Here is a 23,387-nt window from a genome sequence, read left to right as displayed (position 1 = left end):
AAAAGATATGATTTTCAGTTTTTCAACCTCTATTCAATAAATTAGCCGCAACAGAAAGCGCTGCATAATCTCCTATCTGTTCACCTAATCTGGAGGTCAAGACCTTACATACTTGCCTGGAATTAGGCAACGCTTCTTTTCTGATGATCTCCAACATACGACCCTCCATTAACTCCTGACACCTGGTATAAATCCCTCCTATCACAATTGCTTCCGGGTTAAGAATATCGATAACAACCGATAATCCTTTTCCTAATGCTTCTGCAGAGATATCAAATATCCGAAGAGCTAATTCATCTCCCTTCACAGCTTCTTCCGCTACCTTTTGCGCTGTAATCAGTTCCATTTCTTCCGGTTTACACCATGCGACAGAAATTCCCATTTGCATTTTCTCCAAAAGCAACATTTTAGCTATCTGGGTAATCCCCCCACCACTGCAGAATCCTTCAAAAGAGCCTGACTTTCCATATCCTACCGGCCCATGATCTGATAGTCGGATATGTCCCAGTTCCCCGGCATTATCATTCGCTCCTGTATACAATTTACCGTCCAGAATAAGCCCGGCTCCTAAACCTGTACCAAAAGTCATAAAAACCATATTCCTCACTCCTCTCCCCGAACCATACTTCCATTCAGCCAGAGCACAGGCATTTGCATCATTCTGCAGACCGGTTTTAATCCCATACTTATCTTCTATAATTTTTACGATAGGTACATTATCCCACCCCTGCAGGTTAGGAGGAGACATGATTACTCCTTCGTTACTATCTAAGGGTCCTCCACAACTTATACCCACTGCAGCTATCTGATCTTTTGATAAAGTGTGTTTCCTCATGATATTATCGATCGATGCCACTATGTTATGAATGGTATCCTCCAATGAAGTTGTCGGGAACTTATTTTTATCCAGGATATGTAAATCAGAGCCATCCCTGTTACCGTAGATTACAGCACATTTCGTACCTCCTACATCAATACCTAAAATATTTTCTTTCATACGATTAAAATAATCAAATGTCATATATATCTGTTTTCTCTAACCAGGTCTTGTAATCATTTAGATTGAACGGAGGATCTCCGTATAAATAGTGGTTTAATAATTCCTTACCATCTACCGTATAACGGATCAATAAGATTCCCTGTCCCTTCGTTTTTGGTAACTCCGCAATCTGTAGTCTGCTATTAGCTTTACTATCAAACGTACCTTTATATATTTCTTTTCCGGTCATTACATCAGATATAACCACATCTCCTTTGGAGGGTTTCCGGGTATCATTCGTTACCACAAGAGTGTGGGCATCCTCTTTTGCATCATTTATAAAAACACAGACATCCTCATGTACTGTTTTCAAAAAATGGAAAGCCAGTTTTTTTGAATTGTAATAATCAACTATAGCATCCGAAAGTACGGGCCATCCGTCCCGTATATTCCACCAGATTATTCCGGATCGATTGGGTTTATCACCTCTCCACATCTCTACAAAAAACTTCATTGCTTCTGCCTGCACAACCTGGGATGCCATGATAAAATCGTCCAATTTCTCCGGCACAGAACCGAATAACAACTTCACCTGATTAGTCATCAGATCGTTACGTCCTCCCTGTTTGGGCGACTGATGATATATCCTTACCGCCTTTGTCATCCATTCGTCATTCCACAGTCCGACTTTTCCGTCAAGCCATGGATTTACACACTCTTTGGTAAACATTTTTTCCAGACTTTCCCGATTGGGACATCCATGATATCCTATCTCACTCACAAACTGAGCTTTGCTCTCCGTATAAAAAGGATCTTTATAATATCCTCTTGGACCCCATAAATGGTTTTCAGGGAGAAGGTCGTCGTGACTCCCTTCATCATATACAGCCTGACTATAATAGGGAGAGCTAGGGAGAAAATCCCGGGTTGGATCCATCTCGTAGATGACACGGGGCAGGATGGTTCTTGTTATCACATCTTCATTCGGATTAATGTTATAATGAATCATACCCCAACGTAAAGCCACATCATTCTCATTATTCCCGGACCAGAGAATTAAAGAGGGATGGTTCCGGAATTTCCGGACTACTGAAATTGCTTCTTTTTCTATGGCATCGGCAAAATCCTGTCGTTGCGGGTAGAATGTACACCCCATGGCAAAATCCTGCCAAACCAGGATTCCATTTTCGTCACATAATTCAAAGAAACGGGAATCCTCATACACACTTCCACCCCAACATCTGATCATATTACAATTCATTTCCACCACCAGATTCAATGCATCTTCGAGGAGTGATGCATCCCGGCTGTGTAGTGCGTCAAGAGGAACCCAGTTTGTTCCCTTTATAAATAAAGGTTCTCCATTTACGATAAAACAGAAACGCCCGGGGTCATCAGGGAAATGATTGATATCCTTGAGGTCGAGGCTTGTCGTCCGTATCCCAATTCTGGAAGAATGAGTTGACAGTATCTTTCCTGTTTTCGATACCAATTTCACTTCAGCATCATATAGTGCAGGGTCTCCATACCCCTTAGGCCACCAGAAGTCCACTTCATCAAGGTTTATATTCAGTCGGCAAGCATGTTTAACAATATCAAAATCTGCCTTATAAACTTCTCTTCCTTTCCGATTCAGTGTAACGATTCCACGGCAGTTATCCAGTTGATCAAAGGGAATTTCAGTTTGTAGATCCAGATATACCAATGCTTTTTTGTTCTCTAAATCTATATTTGCAGTCATCCAGTGGGCATCAATAATATTTGTATGATTGATAATGCGAAGTTCTACATTTCTCCAGAGTCCTGCGCTTACCAACCTGGGCATGATATCCCATCCATATGTATGTGGAGCTCTCCGAACATATACAGATTCTTCGTTTGCAAAATTCCCGATACTGAATGTTCCTAAAAAATATTTCTGAGCCTCCAATACGGATGAACGAATAATCACCTGAAGATCATTTTCCCCACCCTTCTTTACATACTTTGTTATATCAAACTCATGTTCAATCAGCATATTATCTACAGAACCGACCAGCTGGTCATTAAGCCATATATCAGCAAAGCAGTCTATCCCTCCAAAGAATATCTTTACATATTCATCTTCTTTGATCTCTGGTGTTGGGAATTTCTTTGAATAACACCACTGATATCCTTCATATTTTCTTAATGAGTACACATTGTTACCGATCATCGGATCTTCTATTATCCCTGCAGCCAACATATCCAGTTCCACATTACCCGGAACCATGGCTCTTATTGTTGATCCCTTGATCTTTTGCAGGTCGTCCGGCGTTCTGACAGCTTCCCTTGGTTGAGGAAAATACGTCAATTCCCAACTTCCGTTTAAAGAGATATTGTCCGCTATTGCCTCAAAATGAGATAAGCAAATAATAAGTAACACTAAATAAATTTCAACTCTTTTCTTCATGTCTATAAATTTTAGTATTCCGTACTAATCTTCCAGTTATCCGTCCTGAATGGGGCAGCAGGCAGGTCTGCACTATTAAATAAATTCACATCGGGGTTGATAGACCAGCAATAACGGACCGCGACTGGAATTTTTATTTTATCGGAATAAACTACCACCTTATCTTTCCCTTCAAGATAAGCCCGGGCCCATATAAAATTCTGATCTGCTCCCGCAATGGTAAACCCTTCTATATATCCATATTTGTTCATGACCTTTAAGCCTGAGGCTACATTATCAAACGTTATCATAACCGTATCATTTCGTATACTCATAGATTTATAGGTAGGACCGGAATATATAATATCGGTCATTCCATAATCTTTGTTCAGGGCAATACAGGCAAGTCGTTTGCCAACATCTTGCTTATTCCTGGGATGTATATCATTGGCATCACCAATATCCGTAGCAATTGCTTGACCGGTATTTTTAAGAGACAACGTCAGTGTTTGTGCTTCTCTCAGTTCGGCCCAACTATCCGCAGCGGGAGGAATTTCTGCTTTAGGCATATAACCGGCCAACTGCGTCCAGTAAAAGGGAAAGTCATATCCCCATTTCGATCTCCAATCCTTTATTAGCGTAGGAAACAAAGTCCGATAATTATATGCCTGACCGGCATTATTCTCACCCTGATACCAAATGACTCCTTTAATGGCAAAATCCTTTAAGGGATCTATCATTGCATTATATAGCAACCCGTAATATAAATTGGGAGTCACATCTTCATAATGAAGATCTTTTGTCTCAGCCGATATTTTATATTGCCACTCTCCTACTAATGAATATTTTCCACCTGTAGTTTCGACATATAAATCTTCTTCTTTCCCTGTAAGTCCCCCTGCCCGAATAATATCTGCCACTTTGATGACTATTACATTCGCACCTTTTTTCAGCACTCCCTGGGGTATTTGGTAGTATCTATCAACTCCGGCTCCCTTTGTTTCCCCGATCCTGATTCCATTTATCCATGTTACATCGTTATCATCGACCTTACCTAAAGATAATACTCCAGCCTGATTCGTATCTTCGTCTAATACCAGAAACTGATATCTGAGCCACACCACTCCGTCAAACAAAGCTAAAGCAGTATTACTCCATTCCTGGGGTTGAAGCATTAATTCCCAAGACTCAGAATTAAATTCAGGAGTATACCACTTTTCTTTCTCTCCGATATCATTTTCCACGACACTTTCAAAAGCCTTCCTCTTTTCTTCATTGTTTTCCAATATTATCCCAATATCTTCTACCTTTGCGTTGTTATACTTCGCTTTAAACTTATCTGGTAAAATCTGAAACGAGTCCATACTTATCCAGGTTTCGATATCAGTCCCACCCCATGAGGAATTGATTATGCCAATAGGTATTCCTGTCTTTTGATGAATTTGCCGGGCAAAAAAGTATGCCACAGCCGAAAAATTTGAGACGGTCTGAGGAGAACATATTTTCCACCGCCCATTCACTTCAACACCGCTCTTTACAGATAAATCGGATTCAACCTTGAATGAACGGATTTCAGGATAATCAGCATTGCTTTCTTCAACTTTATAATTATATACTTGTCCTCCCTCTCCATTGACCGTCATGGCCATATTGGACTGTCCGGAACAAAGCCAGACATCTCCAATCAATACATTCACGAGCTCAATTTCATTTTGCTCACCTACCACTTTCACCTTCAACCCTTTCCCATAATCCATCGGGGGAAACACTAATTGCCATTTCCCCATTTCATTTGAAACTGCAGTTTTTAATTGTTCGTCAACTATAACTTTCACTTTTTCTCCAACCGGAGCATAGCCCCATATTTTTATTGGTCTATGAGCCTGCAACACCATGTTATCCGAAAAAATATCGGCCAAACGAACTTGCGAACAAAGCGATAGCGTTACAAGGAATGCCATCAGCAATATGGCTGTTTTTTTCATCATGTAAGAATTTTAATGTCCCGATAGAGATATTTTCCAGATTTTTTATTTAAATAACTGACAAATATTTAATCGTTAATTGTCACTATCGGGACACTCAATATTAAATAGTTATAAGGCGTATTTCTTTTAAATCCTATATTTAATATCCAGGATTTTCAACTAAATTCGGATTAGCCGCAATACGCCCTTGACCGATAGGAAAATAATAATTCTTTGCAGGGAAAGTCGGCGTTTCATTCGATCCGTCTATATTATCAATAAAATCCAGCCGGTACTTTCCGGAAGCAGCATCATAAATATAACGCAACCCGGTATAAGTACGTGTCAGTGTTTCAACCGCTGTTCTCCAACGTCTTAAATCCCAGTAGCGATGATTCTCAAACACTAACTCTACTTTTCGTTCATGACGAATTTTTTCCCGGTCAATAGAACTTAATCTTGCTATACCCGCCCGATCACGAATTTGGTTAACAGCATCCAAAGCTTCACCTGGTTGGTCTAACTCAAAAGCTGCTTCTGCATAATTCAGTAGAATTTCTCCAAGACGGAAAATCAAATAATCGGTAGTTGATTCAGAAAACCAATTCATATTATTGGCTGTCGGATCCAGATATTTCATTACTCCAAAACCGGTATTTGGCGTATTTCCCTCCTTGAAACGCACTAATTGATCACCTACAGCCGGAACACCCTCATATGAATCATAACGTCCATCGATCAGCGCTCCTTCTTTTGATATAATTCCGTTATGCATGTCAATCCTGTTTTCACCTAAAACGCCACCTACTGCACCCGGCCAGGAGGTCCCGTTTGTCCATACAGACGCAAAAAAGCGAGGATCCCGGTCGCCCCACAACTCATCCATTGTCCATAAGCGACTCTTTGCATACTCTTTATCAATCACGCCGGAACTACCATCTACAAGTTCAAATTCTTCCACCATCTCCAGATAAGGACCGTGATAATTCCCTACTCCCCAGACATTTGGTCTGGGGCATTCGACCATATCCCAGGACCATCTGTTGGAACCACCGTCCATAAAGCCTGGGCCAGAGTGTTGCTTGACCATAATTGCTTCGCTGTTGCCCTTCTTCAAGAAAATATTCTTAAAATTCTGGACTTTATCCGCATCTACGTTATAAAGTTGAAAAGGACCATCAGTGATGATTTCTTTACTTGCATCGTACGATATCTGATAATAATACGCTGCATCTCCACCAGAAAATCCCAGTAATCCGTTTAATTGTTGTGTCCCGAACTGAGCAACACTTGCTGCATACAATGCCGCCCTACTGCGGAGTGCCAATGCTGCCCATTTGGTAGCCCTGCCAGCTTCACTGACAGAAGGAAGTATGTTGGAAATTTCGTCTGTTTCTTTCAGTATAAAATCGAAAACCTCTTTTTCAGTATTTCTTTTAGGAAACAATACCGTTGAATCTGCATCCAACTCTTGCACCTGGGTAACCAGAGGAACTCCTCCATACCGTTTTGCCATAGCAAAATAACAAAAGGCTCTTAAAAAACGGGCTTCCGCTATGCGTTCTTCAACATTTTCTATGGTAGAACTGGCAGCGTTATCAATAAAATTATTTAATTGCCTGATGGTATAATAAGAATTACCCCACCATTCCAATTCTCTGCCATTCGACTGTATTCCGTTTCTTTTTACACCTAACAGGTGCGCCTGTGCTCCAAAATTATATTTGGCCTCATCTGCTATTTCAAGGGTACGAACGGTTCCTTCCATCTGTGCGCTAAACCCCATAATAGTCCCCCAGCTATTATCATCCCGGTTCATAGGAGCACCATCCCAACTTGTCATCAATGCGATCGCATCTTGAATCATTACTGGAGTATTTGCATATAACTCTGCCAAATGTGCGTTCAATAGGTAAGGGTCGTTCCATACCACTGCATCGGAATATCGGTCAGTTGGAGATTGGTCTAAAACGTCATAACAAGACGTCATTATACACAATGCTATTATTGCTATTTTTATTTTTGTTTTCATACGATTAAAATTATTTATTTTCAAATGCACCGTATGTAACTCACATATAATCATATACTTATATAAACTTTCTCGTTAAGCTAAATGAGTAAAGGATAAGCTTGCTTGGACTATACCATAGCAAGAAAAAGTCTAACTTTAGTGGAAATGATTATAATGCTCGTTTCATAATTTGTACGAATTAAAATGTAAGATTACAACCAACGCTCATAGTATACTGTTGCGGATAATATACTCCGGCTCCGTATCCTTCCGGCATTTCCGGATCAACACCATATTTACTAATAGAACTTACTGTAAAAAGATTGGTGCCGGCAATGTATAGTCTGAGTTTACTGACTCCCATTTTGGTTAGTACAGATGCCGGGATTTCATAACCCAGAGAAATGTTCTTCAAGCGCAGATAAGCTGTGTTATGGTTATGATAATCTGAGTAAAACCAGTTTGTGGATGAACCTCCTGGTCTGGACGCCAGGGCATCCGCTCTGTTATTTCTCGTTTCATGCCAATAATTACGGTAATAAGTTTCGATCGGGGCAGCTGATAAATCAATATAAGTCGTATAATCAAATGCACCCTGAAGTAATGCAGAGAAGTCAAAATTTTTATATCTGAACCCCATATTGACTCCAAAACTCCAGTGAGGTGTAGATCCCTTACCGATTTCTTTTTGATCACGCCAATTGATTACTCCGTCGCCGTTCAAGTCCTTATATTTCACATCACCCGGCCTGAGCGATGAATTATCATTATTCAATGCATCAAAGGTATAATCCCATACATCAATCTCTTCCTGGCTGGTAAATAATCCATCAAAAACATACCCATTGCGTCGATCAGTATATCGTCCACTATTTTTATATAGTCTGATTTCATCCGGATCCGTATAGATGGCTTCATCATAATCAATCCATTTGGATCGTGAATAAGCTATATTACCTGAAATATCATAATCAACTTCACCTAACTTACCAATAGTCCCCAGTCTCAATTCAAAACCACTCGTACTCAAGCTGTTCAGATTTTCCTGCGGCAGTGCTGCCCCAAAAGTAGAGGGTAATGATTGTACGCGGGTACCCGGAATACCGGTACGCTCGCGATAGAAATATTCAGCTTCCCCATACAATTTACGTTGCCACAATGAGAAGTCAAGGCCTGCATTATACACTGACATCTTCTCCCACGTTAAATAAATATTTGCCAGGCTTGAAGGAACTAATGCAGAAATCAATACGTCACCGATTGTATAAGTAGCATCATATGAATATCCTGCCAGATAAGCGAAGTTCGCCACGGCATCATACCCGGACGCCCCATAACTCATGCGAAGTTTTAAATTATCAAATGTATTAAACTGGGTCATGAATTCTTCCTTTGCAATGTTCCATCCCAACGAGACACTTGGGAAATAACCCCACCTATGCCCTTTTGCAAAGCGTGAGGAGGCATCTGACCGCAGAATCGTCTCAAGCATATAACGATCTAAATAACTGTAATTCAATCGCCAAATCCAGGATATACGTCCTATACTACTGCTAGCTGAATTATTGGCTGCCGTAGTAGGGTCACCGGCAAACAATTCCTCTAACACCATCGATTGAAATCCACTCCGCGAAGTATTAAAACTTCTGTTATTCTCTTCCTGATACTCATATAAGAACATCCCTGCAATGGTATGCGCATCAAGGAATGTATTATTATAATTCAGAGAATATTGCTGCACTAATTTTGTATTATTACTGCTGGATCTGCTCAAAAACAGAGGATCTTGTGAATTACGCACATGTGTGTACAAATCGGCTTCTGCATTGTAAGTATAAAACTCCGCCTGGTCTTTTACAACTTTTTGATTATGGTCATTATTCCGGTAGATAACTATACCTTTTGCATTTAATCCGGGAATAAAACGAAAATCATATTTCACTTCTCCTCTGAATTGGGTAGTGTTATTTCGACCATCCTGATAACCGCTTAATTCGGAGTTAGTAGCCCATATAGGATTACCATAAGGAATTCCGGCATAAGATAGTTTGGCAGGATCAGGTAATGTTAAAGGATAAGTCGGATCGGCGGCATAAATCAAATCTCTCCAGAAGTTATTATTCGTTCCTACGCCATCGGCTCCGGACGGATAATAACGTTGCTCTTTGAAATGCTGTACATCCATTGCAACGGAAACTCGATCTGTTACTTTTGCATCCAAATTAACCTGAAAGTTATAACGATCATAGTTCCCTCCATTCTTTTTCAGAATAGTTTCCTGTGTGTTATAGCCAAAATAACCGTAATATTTGATATTTTCAGTACCACCTGAGAGAGTTACATTATGGTTTTGCTGGGGAGCGAACGTTCGAATAGATGCGTCAAACCAATCTGTATTCAGATACCTGGGATCAGTGCCATCTTTGTATTTTTGTATCTCCTCCTGTGTAAAAGGAACCAGGTTGGGATCCTTACCGGTATTAAGCCATAAGTCAACCTGGTATTGTGCCCGTTCTGCTGAACTTGCCGGTTTAATGACTTTTGTGGAACCTTGCAAGGTTAATGAACTATTGACAGCTATCGTCGGTTTGGATTGCTTACCTCTTTTGGTAGTAATCAAAATAACACCATTACCTGCCCGTGCGCCATAAATAGAACCGGTACCATCCTTTAAGATAGAAATCGTTTCAATCTGCTGGGTATCTAAATTGCTTAGACTGGTTTCAATACCGTCCACGATGATCAGCGGAGCTCCGAACCCACGAATATTTAAGCTGGCGTCATCGGCACCCGGAATACCGGATGTTTGTTTTGTAACCAGACCGGGTAATTGTCCCGCAAGCATATTCGTGACATTGGCAATAGGAGCTACAGTAATCTTATCCGATTTGATTTGGGATACGGCTCCTGTTACAGTGGCTATTCTCTGTTGCCCATACCCGACAACGATAACTTCATCTAGAATTTCGAGGTTTTCAATCAATGTCACGACAATCCTTTCTCCCGGGACCGGACGCACTTGCTGAGATACAAAGCCAATATAGGAAATCTCCAATGTAGCATCTCTCTTGACTGAAAGGGAGAATTCCCCGTCAACATTTGTTATTGTACCATTATTAGGTTCTCCTTGCTCAATCACATATGCCCCAATAATTGATTCCCCATTGATATCAACAACTTTTCCCCTAACGGTTTCTTTCTGTTGTTGATCAATGAGGGAACGTTCGCTTTTCCCTTTATTATAGGCAGATTCATTAAGAGGTTCTGCAAGGGAATTCCTTCCCGATGTGTTTTCTGGCCAATCAGAAGGACTTTGGACATTCAACGCCTTAGCACATATTGAAAATGCTAAAAACCCATAAAATGCCAATAAGAAAAAACAGTGTTTCATAATAACGAATATTTAAAAATAAAAAGTCTAAGTTCACTAATAAAATATCTCCTTACTCTTATGAGAATAGACTGATCAGTATTACTAAATATTATTCCAATCAGTAGATTTTATTTTTCAAGTTTTAGAATAAACTTTCCTAAACCTTAAAAAAGGCCGGAAAAAGTCACGGATTCTAAACCGTTTTAACAACAAATATTTGTATTATTATCCTTTCAATCTGCGGAATTCATTCCGTCATGATTACACTAAAAGATATTTCTATCTTTAAAAATTCCAGATGATTTTCAATATTCCATAGGCAATGTGTATATAATTGTTAGACATTCAACTCAAAATTGAGAAGTAAGTAATGAAAAGATAGTCAGCCATTCTTTCAATAAAGTATAATGAATGATTATTGTGATTATCAATTATCGAATACAAATTCGTAACGGCCTCCTCCAACTTCTATCATTTTATCAGTATAAATGGTTGCTCTGGTATTTAATGGAATAGTAACCAAAAGCCTGATTTTGTCGCCTTCGCGTGCCCATTCCGATTTAATCACACCCTTTACGGACTTATATTCTCCTTTCACCCATGAAAGATCCTCAATATAGTCCGGCTTTATAATAATATTTTCAAATCCCCGGTTTTCAACATCATAATTTATTCCAGCCAGCGTATTTACCATCCAGGCACTTATGTCTCCCAGAAACACATGATTGATTGATGCATCACGGAAATCAGGTGATAAGACCCATGTTTCAGGTAATGTCGTAAATCCTGACTTTATCCAGTTACCCCAGGAAGGGGCTGTTTCCCGTGTGGCCATCAGATAAGCAGTCTCGGCATAGCCGTATTTCGACAACATTCTTGGAACATACTTGCTCCCCAATACACCAAAATCCAAATGATAATCATTTTCTATAATGGATTTATTTAAATTTTCCGCAACCTTTGTTTCATATTCTTCCGGTACAATCCCAAAAGCAAGTGCCACAGCCTGAGCGGTCTGTGAGCCATTGGCATAGAAGCAGGTCTGATGATTGAAATATTTTTTATTGATAAGAGTTTTTAAATTCTCTGCTTTCTTTTTATAAGGTTCACTGGCATTTCCTGTTATTTCAGCAAAACGCGCCATTAAGACATTATCCAGGTAATAGAAACAGGTAGTAGTGTAATCTGTAGGTGTTTGGGTATTATAATATACCCAATCCCCTATACCATAGGTTACCGTTCCATTTTCATTTTCTCTGTTTTTGAGATAATTCAAATACTTCTTGCATGTATTATAAATTTTATAAATAGCTCTTGTATCTCCATAATATCTTTCCAAAGCATCCGGTATTATAAATAATGCCGCATCCCATACGGGGCCTATCCAATCATCATACCCCCAACCCGAACTGGGAATTATGCCGGAAATATTGCCCTCAGGCCTCTGATTATCTATAAAATCATCCAGCCATTTCTCATAAAATTTAATTCCATCATAATTTAATAAAGCCAAATCTATAGCCACATGTCCATCGGCGGTCCATCCATTTTTTTCTCGTTGGGGACAATCGGTAGGAATACTATGAAGATTGCTTAAGTACGACTGATTGGTTGCTTCCCATATTTTATTCAATAATTCATTTGAACAGCTAAAATGCCCAACTTTTTCCAAATCGGAATGGATGAAAAGTGCTGATAAATCCTGCTTTTTCAAGACAATAGGTGAATCGGATTTAACTTCAACATAACGAAATCCATGATAAGTAAATTCAGGAGTGAACGACTCTTCTCCTTCCCCTTTCACAAAGTATGTGTCCGTCTGAAATTCAACATCCTTAATCGGTTTATAATAAATATCCAGATTTCTCATTTCTATCCGTCCATTATCCTTTAGAAGTTCTCCGTGAGTAAGCGTCACTTTTGTCCCTCTCTTGCCTCTTAATTTTATATTACAAACTCCGGAGAGATTGATTCCCATATCAAAAACAAAAACGGTATCACCAAAGGCCTGCATAGAGACTGCCGGTATTTCTTTTGTAACTCGCATAGGCTGCATAGTTTGTGACACTAACAAGGGTGATGGAGAGCTCGTGACTATGGCATAATCCCAGTCACCATCATCAAATTGAAGATTATTCCAATTAGGGATTTCTTTTCGGGCATCATACATTTCTCCGCTATATATATTGTTGTATATATGAGGCCCTATCGAGGTTTTCCATGTGTCATCTGTCGGTATTATCATGGTAGTCCCATCTATGTACCTTATATGGATCTCCATTATCATCTTTGCTCTATCACGCCATTGTGCTTTTTCGAAATCCCATGTAGCCACAGGTGCATCTGCATTAAAAAAACCATTTCCCAAAACAGTCGCGACAATATTACGTCCTTTTCGAAGGGATTCTGTAATATCTATGGTCGAATACAAATTCCTTTTATCATAATGTGTATAGCCAGGATCCAGTTTCATATCATTCGGAGCGTCTCCGTTTACATACAATAAATAATAGGCGGCCGCACTTATATAGAGTTTAGCTGATTCAATCTCTTTCTCTATATCAAAAGTTTTTCGAAACATAGGAGCAGGACCAAACGATTTGTCATTTTTATCCGTTATCCATTGGGCTATCCAGTCTGAAGTATGCATCATTGATGTTTCAAAACTGTCTACAGCAGATACAAGAATATTATCTTTACGACTCCACGAGGTGACACGCCAATAATACTGTGTATGAGACTCTAAGCTTTTTTCACCTGTATATTCTACCCTATTTATATTACCTGGTATTTTGCCTGATGTCCAAAAAAATATTCCTTCTTCTAAAGCTTGCTTAGAAACAGCCATATCCAATTTATAGGCTTTCTGTACAAAATCTCCATTATCCGATTGGTAAGTCCATGTAAAACGAGGATTTTGTTCATCAATATTGATGGGTGATTTCAAATATTCACACCGCAAATCAGAAATCGTCACAGAATCATTTTTACATGAACTAAAAAAGATAAGACCACTCACTATCCCTATCACTAATTTTTTCATGATTCACCTCCTTACTTAAACGGTTAAGTTTAATTTTTCTATGTAATCTACAACTAAATAATCTTTCATTTATGCAAAAATAAATTTACTTGAACGGTTAAATAAAGAATTAAAAAAATAATTGCTAACTACGAAAATCCAACGAGCAGGAAAGGATTAATTGCTTAGGCTCAATTTTCCTATTTCGTTTTGTTCGATTTTGTTTAACAAAATCAATTTGCTCAATTAATAAGCTAACCGCATTTCTGCCTATATCTTCTATCGGCATTCTCGCAACATTTATACGAGGTGCTACAACTTTAAAGATTGGAACCCCGTGAATGCTTGCAAACTCAAACTCCGGCTTTATTTTTCTTGTATGAAAATACTGAAAAGTTTCAAGCGCTAAAATGTGAGTCGTAAAAAAGAAACCATCCACATCAGGTACATTCTTAAAGATATCATCTAAAACTTTATAAATATTTTTTTCATAATCCACAAAATTAACTTCCCCGTATAAATCCGGATCAATACCTAGTTTTGATTCCCGTAAAGCGTCTTCATAACCTTCTCTACGCTGATTCATTGTGGTAAGATACGAATTTGTAGTCAGAATTGCTATCTTTTTACATCCCTTATTGATAAGATGTTTGGTCAGCATATAACTGCTATCTCTGTTATTGATGATAATATAGGTAGCATTCAACTCCGGAAAGTAACGGTCTATGGTTACTAACGGATATGATTCATCTATTAATCGTTGAATTTCAATTTTTGAACGTTTGGTAGGGGCAATAATGATCCCATCAACCACTTTAGCTTTAAACAGTCTGACAATTTCATCTTCCCGATCTATATCAGATTCAGAACTACCTATCATCAGCGAATACCCGTTCTTTCGGGCTTCTGACTCTATTTCCCGCGCTACTTCCGAATAAAAGCTATCAGAGATAGAGGGAAGTATCAGTCCTATCGTTTTAGTTGTTCCGGTATTGAGACTTCTTGCTATCAAATTCGGCTGATAGTTAAGTTCCATGGCATACTCAAGAACCTTATTTGCTGTCGACTCACTGATCCCTTTTTGTTGCGCCCGTCCGGACAATACCCACGACACTGTCGTTTTCGACAGATTCAACTCTTTCGCTATGTCTTTTAAAGATGGACGCATAGGCTAGTTTAACCGATTAAGTTGCAAACTTAGAAAATAAAAATTATAAAAACAACAATAAATAAAACTTTAACATTTCACAAAATCCCGGAATGATTTATTTCCCGCTCACAAATAAAAGTAGTACCTTTGCGCTGCTTTTCGGGTATAAAGGAATTCGGTAGTTTGCCGTACGCAAAGAAGCCGAAGCTGTACCCGCAGCCGTATGTTCCCCTTTTATACGGTTATCCGGCATTTTCAAATGTGCAAGTCACTGTCCCGATAAATCGGGGTGGGAAGGCAACGGATAACCGGGAACGAGCCGGAAGACCTGCCCGAAAGCATCAGCCATCCAAGCTTTCGGGATAAAAGCAGCGTTGAGACTATTTCCGGTTTTCTATATTTCCCACCAATCGGAATTTCACAACACACTCTCCCTTGAAAGTTTATGGTTCAAACAAATGTTTAACTGTAAATTTTTTCTCAACAATGAATAAGAACTTTTTTTCGGGCATCATTGCCCTGTTTTTCGCCGGTACATGCCTCTATGCACAGGATTCTGCCGAACAATCATATGACCTGGATGAAGTGGTAGTTACCGCTACCCGTATGGGACTTCCATTAAAGAGTATCCCCCAGAAAGTGGAGATCATCGACAGTAAAAAAATAGCCACAGTACAGGCTGACAATGCTGCTGATCTGCTTAAACGGACGGTCAATCTGGATATCATACAATATCCCGGTGCTTCATCGGCAGTGGGTATGCGCGGGTTCAGTCCTTCCGCCCATAACCGCAATTACACACTGGTACTGATAGATGGTAAACCGGCCGGAACAACCAACCTGACATCCATACCAACCGATTTTATCGAGAGGATAGAAGTGGTAAAAGGTCCCTATTCGGTGCTTTACGGCTCGGATGCAATGGGAGGTGTAATCAACATCATCACACGTAGACCAGGCAATACACGGACAGGCAATATCAGCCTCAGCGCCGGAAACTTCGGACAGACCAATTTCAACGGATATGCATCGGGAGGCGTTTCCGATAATGTTTCCTTAGCGCTCGGATTTTCACGGAAAGCGCAGGATAAGGACTATCGCATCGGGAAGAAAAACCTGCTGTCTGTTTCTGAAACAGAAGAACTGATCCTGGATAAAAAGTCGTATGGCGACATCATGACAAACAGTCAATACCAGATCAATCAGTTTATGGGGAAACTGAATATTGGATTCAATGATAAATGGAGTGCCGACTTATCCGGAATATTCGTCACATCAAATGATATTGAAATGCCCGGCAACTACTGGCATTCGGAAGGATTGAGCAAGAAAGACTTCGACCGTACCAATACAACAGTAGATATCCGCCGTGCTACTTTTAACAACACACTCCTGATCTCTCCCTATTATTCAGTGTACAATGAAAGTAATTACGATAACAATACCGGGGACGGATTTATCAATTATCGTGAATCGGTCAGACAATACGGATTAAAGCTGAGTGATACGCATACCTGGGGCGCCTTCCAACTGATCGGAGGAATCGATCTGGACGCACATAATGTCTCTACTGAACGCTTTACCGATAAAATGACGCCTACAAGCCCCTACCGCCCTAATCACAATAATCTGGCTTCTTCGGTTTTTGCGCAGGGTGCTTATACTAAGGGTAATCTTTTCGTCAATGCCGGCTTGCGTTACAACTATACAAAATTTACCCTGGAAGCCGATGATTTTCTGGGTAATGAAAAAAAGAGCAATGGTTATTCCAACTTTAATCCTTCGGTGGGGATCAAATATTTCCTTACACCAATGCTGAATCTCCATGCCAGTGCAGGAAATGCATTTTACGTACCCGACGCCTATAAGATGGCCGGGAGATTCGAAGCGGGAGGCATGCAATACAGGGGAAATGAAAATCTGAAGGCAGAAACATCCACCTCATTCGATTTCGGGATGAATATTTCAAATAATGAATGGCTGAATATCGATTTTACTTATTTCCACGCATTTTATACCAATAAAATTGTCAATGTTCTGGAGACCGATGAAACGACTAATGAAACATATTATACTTTCGACAATGCCGACAAGGGTCGTATGAACGGTTTGGAAATCATGTTCTCTTCCGATATCGCCAAAGCCCTTGGATCACGCTATAGCTTCGAACTGTATGCCGGTTTTACTCATCTTTTCAATGACAAGTTTGATGAAATAAAAGACAAAGGTACACCGGATGAAAAAACGCTGACCAAAGATATGTTATACGTCCGCCGCAATACCGGAAACTTCGGGATTACATTTGACAACAACCACGGTTTCGTAACCCGACTGAATGCCCGTTATATCGGAAAACGGCTCGAGAATGACTGGATGGTATGGGCTAACCTTCGTCCTGATATAAAACCGGAGGATTATTACACCAAAGGCGATTATGAAACAACCGACCAGATCCTCCAGCATTCGGCTCATCTGGTATTCGATTATTCTGCCTACTATAACGTAACACCGCAGGCACGCATCGGTATCTCCGTCTCCAACCTGTTTGATGAAAATTACAGTGAAAAAGACGGATACAATATGCCGGGACGCAGTATTATGGGTTCGTTCAGCTATTCATTCTAAAGAATTCGGTAAATTTGCACCAATCCCTGCAGGATAAATCCTGACTATAAAAATGAAACTCGTCCGGGATGACAGTAGTGCTGAAACAGCCACAGTGTGTCGGGTTCTGACTATAAATAGAAATAAAACTGTAGAATAATGCGGGAGATTATTTTCATAACAGGCGGACAACGATCAGGCAAAAGCCGGTTTGCACAAAAGTTGACGGAAGAATATTCCGCTAACCCGTTGTATCTGGCGACGGCCCGTCGCTGGGACGATGATTTCGAGCAGCGTATCCGCCGTCATCAGGCTGACCGTGGCGAGCAATGGGAAACCATCGAAGAGGAGAAACGACTGAGTTCACTCTCCCTTGACGGACGGACAGTACTGCTCGACTGCATCACACTGTGGCTGACCAATATCTTTCACGAAAACGGCTACAATCTCGATGCTGCACTGGAAGAGGCAAAGTCGGAATGGAACGGTTTCATTCAGCAGGATTTCCGGCTGATCGTTGTCAGTAACGAAATTGGAATGGGACTTCATGCTCCCGATGAGGCTTCGCGCCATTTCACAGACCTGCAGGGATGGGTCAACCAGCATATTGTCGCATCGGCCGATAAGGCTTACATGATGGTATCGGGGATTCCGTTGCAACTGAAGTAGGTGGGGAAAGTGGTTAGGTGATGAATAATTGAAAGTTGAAAATTGAAAATTGTATTTCTTGACTTCTCCACTTCCAGTTCTAAGTTCCCAATTCTAATTTCTTAATTCTTAGTTCTTAGTTCTAACTTCTTTTAGTTTAAAAAACATGAATATTGAAACTGCACTTCGTAGTAAGATCAACAGCCGCACAAAGCCGGTAGGTTCACTCGGCAAACTTGAAGAGATTGCTTTTAAGATCGGCAGGATACAACAAACACTGACGCCCGAACTGCGTAATCCTGCCATACTGGTATTTGCGGCTGATCATGGCATTGCCGACGAGGGGGTAAGCCCCTGCCCGAAAGAGATCACCCATCAGATGGTGATGAATTTCGTCCACGGAGGCGCCGGGATCAATGTGTTCGCACGCCAGCACGGTATCAACCTGAAAATTATCGATGCCGGTGTCGATTTCGATTTTCCGACAGGATCAGGTGTTATCGATGCCAAACTAGGCCGTGGAACCTACAATATGTTGTATGAACCGGCCATGAGCATAGAGATCTGTCACAAGGCGATGGAAAAAGGAGCAGAATTTGTCCGTCAGGAATTTGAGAATGGCTGCAACGTGATCGGTTTCGGAGAAATGGGTATTGGAAATACCTCACCGGCATCATTACTGCTGCACAAATTCGCCGGCATTCCACTCGAAGAGTGCGTTGGGCGTGGTGCCGGACATGATGATACAGGTGTCCGCCATAAATGCGATGTCCTTCGACGGGTTGCAGAAAAATATAATCCCGCTACGCCACTCGAAATACTGGCTACATTCGGAGGATTCGAAATTGCGATGATGTGTGGAGCCGTACTTGAGGCGAAACGGTTGAATATGCTGATCATTGCCGACGGATTTATCGCTACTTCCGCCTTTCTTACTGCATACGAAATGCAACCCGATATCCTTGAAAATACTCTCTTCAGCCATTCGTCGGATGAGAAGGGCCATATATTGATGCTTGAATATCTGCAAGGCGATCCAATCCTTCACCTCAACCTACGGTTAGGCGAAGGCACTGGTGTCACTCTGGCTTATCCTCTTATCAGATCGGCATTGATCTTTCTCAACGAAATGGCCGGTTTTGAGGAAGCCGGCGTACATGACGTAAGCAAAAAATAAGGGAAATGAAACAGCAACTCAACCTCTTTTTCCACGCACTCCTATTTTACAGCCGCATTCCGGCAGGTAAAATCGACTATTCGGAAGAAAATCTCACGAAAGCATTCCGTTATTTTCCATTGGTCGGCATTATTGTGGGTGCGCTTGGAGGTGGAGTCTTTTTGCTGTTCCAATGGATACTCCCGATGCCGGTCGCCCTTGTGATAGCAATGACGGCAATGGTACTTCTAACAGGGGCAATTCACGAGGACGGTCTCTCTGATTTTTTCGATGGGTTTGGAGGTGGACGCGACAAGGAACGTATTCTTTCCATCATGAAAGAGAGCACTATCGGCGCTTATGGCGTTATTTCCCTTATCCTGTTATTTCTGCTGAAATTTATGTTGTTGCTTTCCATCGACTCATCACATATTATGGTGGTGCTGATTGCAGCACATGCTTCGAGCCGTGTGCTGCCGGTCTTCATGGTGAACAGTTCCCGTTATGCCCGCACCGGAGATAGTAAAGCGATGCACACCCGCAGAAAAACAGATATGACTACTTTCCTGCTCGCCCTTACTTTTGGTCTTGTACCATTGATTTTCATACCCTGGCAAATCATATCGATTGTCATTCCGCTATATGCGATGATTATGATCCTGTTGAAAAAATATACCGAAAAAAAGATAGACGGCTTTACCGGTGATGTATTGGGTGCGTTACAACAATTTTCGGAACTCGCTTTCTATCTTATTTGCATTATAATATATCACATAAATCAATAATTTGATATCTGTAATTTCAGACATACACATTTCTCTTTATACACTAGCGAAAGTTCTGTAATTAGTAATTGGTAATTCCTCATGAAACTCTATCTTGTCCGACATACACGTGTGGATATGCCGTCAGGGATCTGTTACGGACAGACCGATGTACCATTGGCCGCTTCGTTCGAAACCGAATCGGAATCTGTCCGGTCGAGATTATCGAAGATACAGTTTGATGCTGTTTTCTGTAGTCCGCTGAGCCGATGCATAAAACTCGGTTCATTTCTGGCTTATCAATTCCAACTCGACGACCGGTTGAAAGAACTGAACTTCGGCGAATGGGAAGGCCGGACCTGGGATACGATTTTCGAATCGGAGACAGGGCAGAAGTGGTTTGGAGATTATCTGAACGAAGCCTGCCCGAATGGAGAATCATACCAGCAGATGCTGTATAGGGTGGAGAATTTTATCGCCGATTTGCCTGAGACCGACGGCAATATATTGGTTATCACCCATGCCGGAGTTATCCGCGCATTCCGGGTATTGCTGAAAAACTGGCCGGTAAAGAAAGCATTCGACAAGCCGGTTGCCTACGGACAGATCACGATTATAGAGAAACGGTGAGAAAATAGTAAGTCCTGAGACATCAAACTATTTACTTATAAATCATCAAACCACAAAGCAACTAAAAATATCATCAACGAATGAAGAAACTTCGGCCCATTATGTTTGTCGGCACCGGATCCGATGTAGGAAAATCGGTAATCAATACCGGTTTTTGCCGTATATTCCTGCAGGATGGCTACTCCCCTGCCCCGTTTAAGGCGCAGAATATGTCGCTCAACAGCTATCCGACCGGTGACAATCTCGAAATAGGCCGTGCACAGGCTGTACAAGCGGAAGCATGCGGAATCGACTGCACCGTAGAGATGAACCCGGTCTTGCTGAAACCGACCGGCAACTCGACCTCGCAAGTGGTACTCAACGGCAAGCCGGCTGGTAATAAGTCGGCACGGGAGTATTTCAATGAGACCGATCGGGATGCACTGTTTACAGAAGTGATGCGTTCGTTCGATAAGCTGACCGCCCGCTATAACCCGGTAGTGATTGAAGGGGCCGGCAGTATTTCAGAGATCAACCTCCGGGAGAAAGATATCGTGAACATGCGTGTGGCACTTCATACCAATGCTGCTACATTTCTGGTTGCCGATATCGATAAAGGCGGTGTGTTTGCCAGCGTGTACGGGACCCTTCAATTGCTTCCCGAAGCCGAACGCAATGCCATCAAAGGGATCATCATCAATAAATTCAGGGGAGATATTACTCTGTTTGAAGATGGTAAAAAGATACTGGAAGAGCTGACAGGAAAACCGATAGTCGGTATTATTCCCTACTGTAAGGGACTTTTCATCGAACAGGAAGACGGGGTAGTTATCGAAAAAAAGAAAACGGCTTTTAAAGCCGGAAAAATCAATATCGGAGTGATATTGTTGAAACATTTGTCGAACTTTACCGATTTCAATATGCTGGAACTGATGCCGGACGTGAATCTTTTCTATTCGGACAATGCGGAAACATTGTCGCAGGCCGATATTATCATTATCCCGGGATCAAAAAATACGCTGTCTGACTTGAAAACATTGCGGGAAAAGGGTCTTGATAAAGCCATCCTGGTGCATCACCGCAACGGAAAACCGGTGTACGGTATCTGTGGCGGTTACCAGATGATGGGTGAAGAGGTACGCGACCCTGATGGCGTGGAGGGCGATATCCCATCTCTACCCGGTTTAGGAATTCTTCCGGTCGTCACCACCCTTGCCGACGGTAAACAAACGCGACAATGCCGGTTTTCATTCATTAAAAGCAACATTTCAGGTGAAGGATACGAAATACATGCAGGATATACACCTTCCACTCGTCCGCTCTGTCGTATGGAAAACGGTGAAACCGACGGCTATTTTCTGAACGACAATACCTGGGGTACCTATATCCATGGTATTTTCGATAATGCATCGGTTATTGAACAGGTTCTACATCAGATAGATCCCGCTATTTCCGCTACCGTAGATTATAAAGCCCGCAAGGAAGAGGGATATAACCGGCTCGCCGATATCATTCGGGAAAATGTGGATATGGAGTATATTTACCGGTGTCTGCGGTAATATGATAGTGTGCTTCGGACAATAAAGGATAGGGCGCTTCGCACAGATAATGCTTTCGGCAATAATTGGTAATTAGTAATTCGTAATTGGTAATTAAAGGAATGCAAACAGGTCATGGTAACGACATATACAACTATCCGGGCGCTATAAGATGTGACTTCAGTTCTAATATTCCTTACCGGAACGCATCGGAGACCATTGCAGATTATCTGAAAAGTCGCATGGATACCATCCGCAATTATCCCGATCCGAGCAGTCGTAAGTTAACAACCCAATTGGCAGATTTTCATGCTGTTTCTCCCGATAATATACTTGTAACAAACGGTTCTGCCGAAGCGTTCTATTTGCTCGCACACCTCTTTCAACACCGGGAAAGTGTGATCCCTTATCCTACTTTTTCGGAATATGAAGATGCCTGTCACGCTTACCGGCACAGGATTTCATTCCTGCCGGTGGAATCATTGCAAGACTCCGTTCACTTTAATGCCGATACGGTTTGGTTTGGCGTACCGAACAATCCCGACGGAACGATTGTGAACAACGACGCGATTTCCCGCTTTTGCAGCGAAAACCCTCATACCTCTTTCATCGTGGATGCGGCTTATGACGACTTATGCCCGCGAAACGAATCAGTGAAATCGCTCCAGGGCAGATTCAGGAATCTGATTACCGTATACTCGCTTACAAAAACATTCGGCATTCCCGGACTACGCTTAGGATACATTATAGCCGGTCAGCAGGTAATCGATGTTATCCGCTCATTGCGTCCTCCCTGGTCGGTAAACGCATTGGCATTGGCAGCCGGCAGTTTTATCATGGAGAACCGGGACAGGCTGTTGCCGGATGCCGTTTCACTTTGTGCCGAATCAGCACGGTTACAACAAGAAATCTCTGCATTGCCGCAATTCGAAGTGACCGCTTCGCCATCCAATTTCTTTTTGGTGAAGATGAAAGAGCGAACAGCGGCAGAACTAAAATATTTCCTGATCGATAATTTCGGTCTGTTGATCCGTGACGCATCCAATTTCAGGGGATTAACTCCGCAATATTTCCGTATTTCGGTACAGGAGGAAGCATGGAACCGTCAGCTTATTGAAGCACTGAATCTGTTTTATACAGGATAAAGAACGAG

Annotated in this window: 14 protein-coding genes and 1 riboswitch; of the genes, 7 read left to right on the top strand and 7 right to left on the bottom strand. The window is 41.4% G+C overall.

The window, feature by feature from the left end; genetic code table 11:
• Positions 1–22 precede the first annotated feature (22 nt).
• The 7 genes from F597_RS0106860 to F597_RS0106830 all read right to left on the bottom strand — a co-directional run bounded on the left by F597_RS0106860 (position 23) and on the right by F597_RS0106830 (position 14,933).
• Positions 23–997, bottom strand: coding sequence for an ROK family protein (locus F597_RS0106860; RefSeq protein WP_026327210.1), 975 nt, complete (start codon positions 995–997; stop codon positions 23–25).
• A gap of 13 nt (positions 998–1,010) precedes the next feature.
• Entirely contained in the window at positions 1,011–3,410 is a 2,400-nt protein-coding gene (locus F597_RS0106855; protein ID WP_019538987.1) for a glycoside hydrolase family 2 protein, read from the bottom strand.
• Between the two features lie 11 nt (positions 3,411–3,421).
• Positions 3,422–5,377, bottom strand: a complete 1,956-nt coding sequence (locus tag F597_RS0106850; protein ID WP_019538986.1) for a sialate O-acetylesterase — start codon at positions 5,375–5,377, stop codon at positions 3,422–3,424.
• Positions 5,378–5,516: 139 nt separating this feature from the next.
• Positions 5,517–7,388: a RagB/SusD family nutrient uptake outer membrane protein gene (locus tag F597_RS0106845; protein ID WP_026327209.1), complete on the bottom strand. Its 1,872-nt coding sequence runs from the start codon at positions 7,386–7,388 to the stop codon at positions 5,517–5,519.
• A 181-nt stretch (positions 7,389–7,569) separates the two neighbouring features.
• Complete coding sequence (locus F597_RS0106840; protein WP_019538984.1) at positions 7,570–10,761, bottom strand: SusC/RagA family TonB-linked outer membrane protein; 3,192 nt, start codon at positions 10,759–10,761, stop codon at positions 7,570–7,572.
• A 409-nt stretch (positions 10,762–11,170) separates the two neighbouring features.
• Positions 11,171–13,786, bottom strand: coding sequence for an alpha-L-rhamnosidase (locus tag F597_RS0106835; protein WP_019538983.1), 2,616 nt, complete (start codon positions 13,784–13,786; stop codon positions 11,171–11,173).
• A 124-nt stretch (positions 13,787–13,910) separates the two neighbouring features.
• Entirely contained in the window at positions 13,911–14,933 is a 1,023-nt protein-coding gene (locus F597_RS0106830; RefSeq protein ID WP_019538982.1) for a LacI family DNA-binding transcriptional regulator, read from the bottom strand.
• Between the two features lie 126 nt (positions 14,934–15,059).
• A riboswitch (cobalamin riboswitch) is annotated at positions 15,060–15,265 on the top strand.
• A gap of 136 nt (positions 15,266–15,401) precedes the next feature.
• Between F597_RS0106830 and F597_RS0106820 the strand changes: the two genes are divergently transcribed.
• From F597_RS0106820 to F597_RS0106790, 7 genes are all read left to right on the top strand, one after another.
• Positions 15,402–17,540 (top strand): TonB-dependent receptor plug domain-containing protein, encoded by a 2,139-nt coding sequence (locus F597_RS0106820; RefSeq protein ID WP_019538981.1) that lies wholly within the window; start codon positions 15,402–15,404, stop codon positions 17,538–17,540.
• A gap of 138 nt (positions 17,541–17,678) precedes the next feature.
• Complete coding sequence (locus F597_RS0106815; RefSeq protein WP_019538980.1) at positions 17,679–18,188, top strand: bifunctional adenosylcobinamide kinase/adenosylcobinamide-phosphate guanylyltransferase; 510 nt, start codon at positions 17,679–17,681, stop codon at positions 18,186–18,188.
• Between the two features lie 145 nt (positions 18,189–18,333).
• Positions 18,334–19,344 (top strand): nicotinate-nucleotide--dimethylbenzimidazole phosphoribosyltransferase, encoded by a 1,011-nt coding sequence (cobT, locus tag F597_RS0106810; RefSeq protein ID WP_019538979.1) that lies wholly within the window; start codon positions 18,334–18,336, stop codon positions 19,342–19,344.
• A gap of 5 nt (positions 19,345–19,349) precedes the next feature.
• On the top strand, positions 19,350–20,108 hold the full coding sequence (gene cobS / locus F597_RS0106805) for an adenosylcobinamide-GDP ribazoletransferase (protein WP_019538978.1): 759 nt from the start codon (positions 19,350–19,352) through the stop codon (positions 20,106–20,108).
• Positions 20,109–20,189: 81 nt separating this feature from the next.
• Positions 20,190–20,717, top strand: coding sequence for an alpha-ribazole phosphatase (gene cobC, locus F597_RS0106800; RefSeq protein ID WP_019538977.1), 528 nt, complete (start codon positions 20,190–20,192; stop codon positions 20,715–20,717).
• Positions 20,718–20,797: 80 nt separating this feature from the next.
• Complete coding sequence (locus tag F597_RS0106795) at positions 20,798–22,255, top strand: cobyric acid synthase (RefSeq protein WP_019538976.1); 1,458 nt, start codon at positions 20,798–20,800, stop codon at positions 22,253–22,255.
• 101 nt (positions 22,256–22,356) lie between these two features.
• Positions 22,357–23,379 (top strand): pyridoxal phosphate-dependent aminotransferase, encoded by a 1,023-nt coding sequence (locus tag F597_RS0106790; RefSeq protein WP_026327208.1) that lies wholly within the window; start codon positions 22,357–22,359, stop codon positions 23,377–23,379.
• Positions 23,380–23,387: the final 8 nt, after the last annotated feature.

Source organism: Proteiniphilum acetatigenes DSM 18083 (assembly GCF_000380985.1).
In the GTDB taxonomy this organism is placed as follows: domain Bacteria; phylum Bacteroidota; class Bacteroidia; order Bacteroidales; family Dysgonomonadaceae; genus Proteiniphilum; species Proteiniphilum acetatigenes.
This window is presented reverse-complemented; position numbering and strand designations above follow the sequence as displayed.

What these genes read in the sequence shown, in the direction of transcription:
- cobC (WP_019538977.1), top strand. Translation starts at nt 20,190, where the DNA reads ATGAAACTCTATCTTGTCCGACATACACGTGTGGATATGCCGTCAGGG.
- F597_RS0106840 (WP_019538984.1), bottom strand. Translation starts at nt 10,761, where the DNA reads ATGAAACACTGTTTTTTCTTATTGGCATTTTATGGGTTTTTAGCATTT.
- F597_RS0106860 (WP_026327210.1), bottom strand. Translation starts at nt 997, where the DNA reads ATGAAAGAAAATATTTTAGGTATTGATGTAGGAGGTACGAAATGTGCT.
- cobS (WP_019538978.1), top strand. Translation starts at nt 19,350, where the DNA reads ATGAAACAGCAACTCAACCTCTTTTTCCACGCACTCCTATTTTACAGC.
- F597_RS0106830 (WP_019538982.1), bottom strand. Translation starts at nt 14,933, where the DNA reads ATGCGTCCATCTTTAAAAGACATAGCGAAAGAGTTGAATCTGTCGAAA.
- cobT (WP_019538979.1), top strand. Translation starts at nt 18,334, where the DNA reads ATGAATATTGAAACTGCACTTCGTAGTAAGATCAACAGCCGCACAAAG.
- F597_RS0106815 (WP_019538980.1), top strand. Translation starts at nt 17,679, where the DNA reads ATGCGGGAGATTATTTTCATAACAGGCGGACAACGATCAGGCAAAAGC.
- F597_RS0106845 (WP_026327209.1), bottom strand. Translation starts at nt 7,388, where the DNA reads ATGAAAACAAAAATAAAAATAGCAATAATAGCATTGTGTATAATGACG.
- F597_RS0106790 (WP_026327208.1), top strand. Translation starts at nt 22,357, where the DNA reads ATGCAAACAGGTCATGGTAACGACATATACAACTATCCGGGCGCTATA.
- F597_RS0106855 (WP_019538987.1), bottom strand. Translation starts at nt 3,410, where the DNA reads ATGAAGAAAAGAGTTGAAATTTATTTAGTGTTACTTATTATTTGCTTA.
- F597_RS0106820 (WP_019538981.1), top strand. Translation starts at nt 15,402, where the DNA reads ATGAATAAGAACTTTTTTTCGGGCATCATTGCCCTGTTTTTCGCCGGT.
- F597_RS0106795 (WP_019538976.1), top strand. Translation starts at nt 20,798, where the DNA reads ATGAAGAAACTTCGGCCCATTATGTTTGTCGGCACCGGATCCGATGTA.
- F597_RS0106835 (WP_019538983.1), bottom strand. Translation starts at nt 13,786, where the DNA reads ATGAAAAAATTAGTGATAGGGATAGTGAGTGGTCTTATCTTTTTTAGT.
- F597_RS0106850 (WP_019538986.1), bottom strand. Translation starts at nt 5,377, where the DNA reads ATGATGAAAAAAACAGCCATATTGCTGATGGCATTCCTTGTAACGCTA.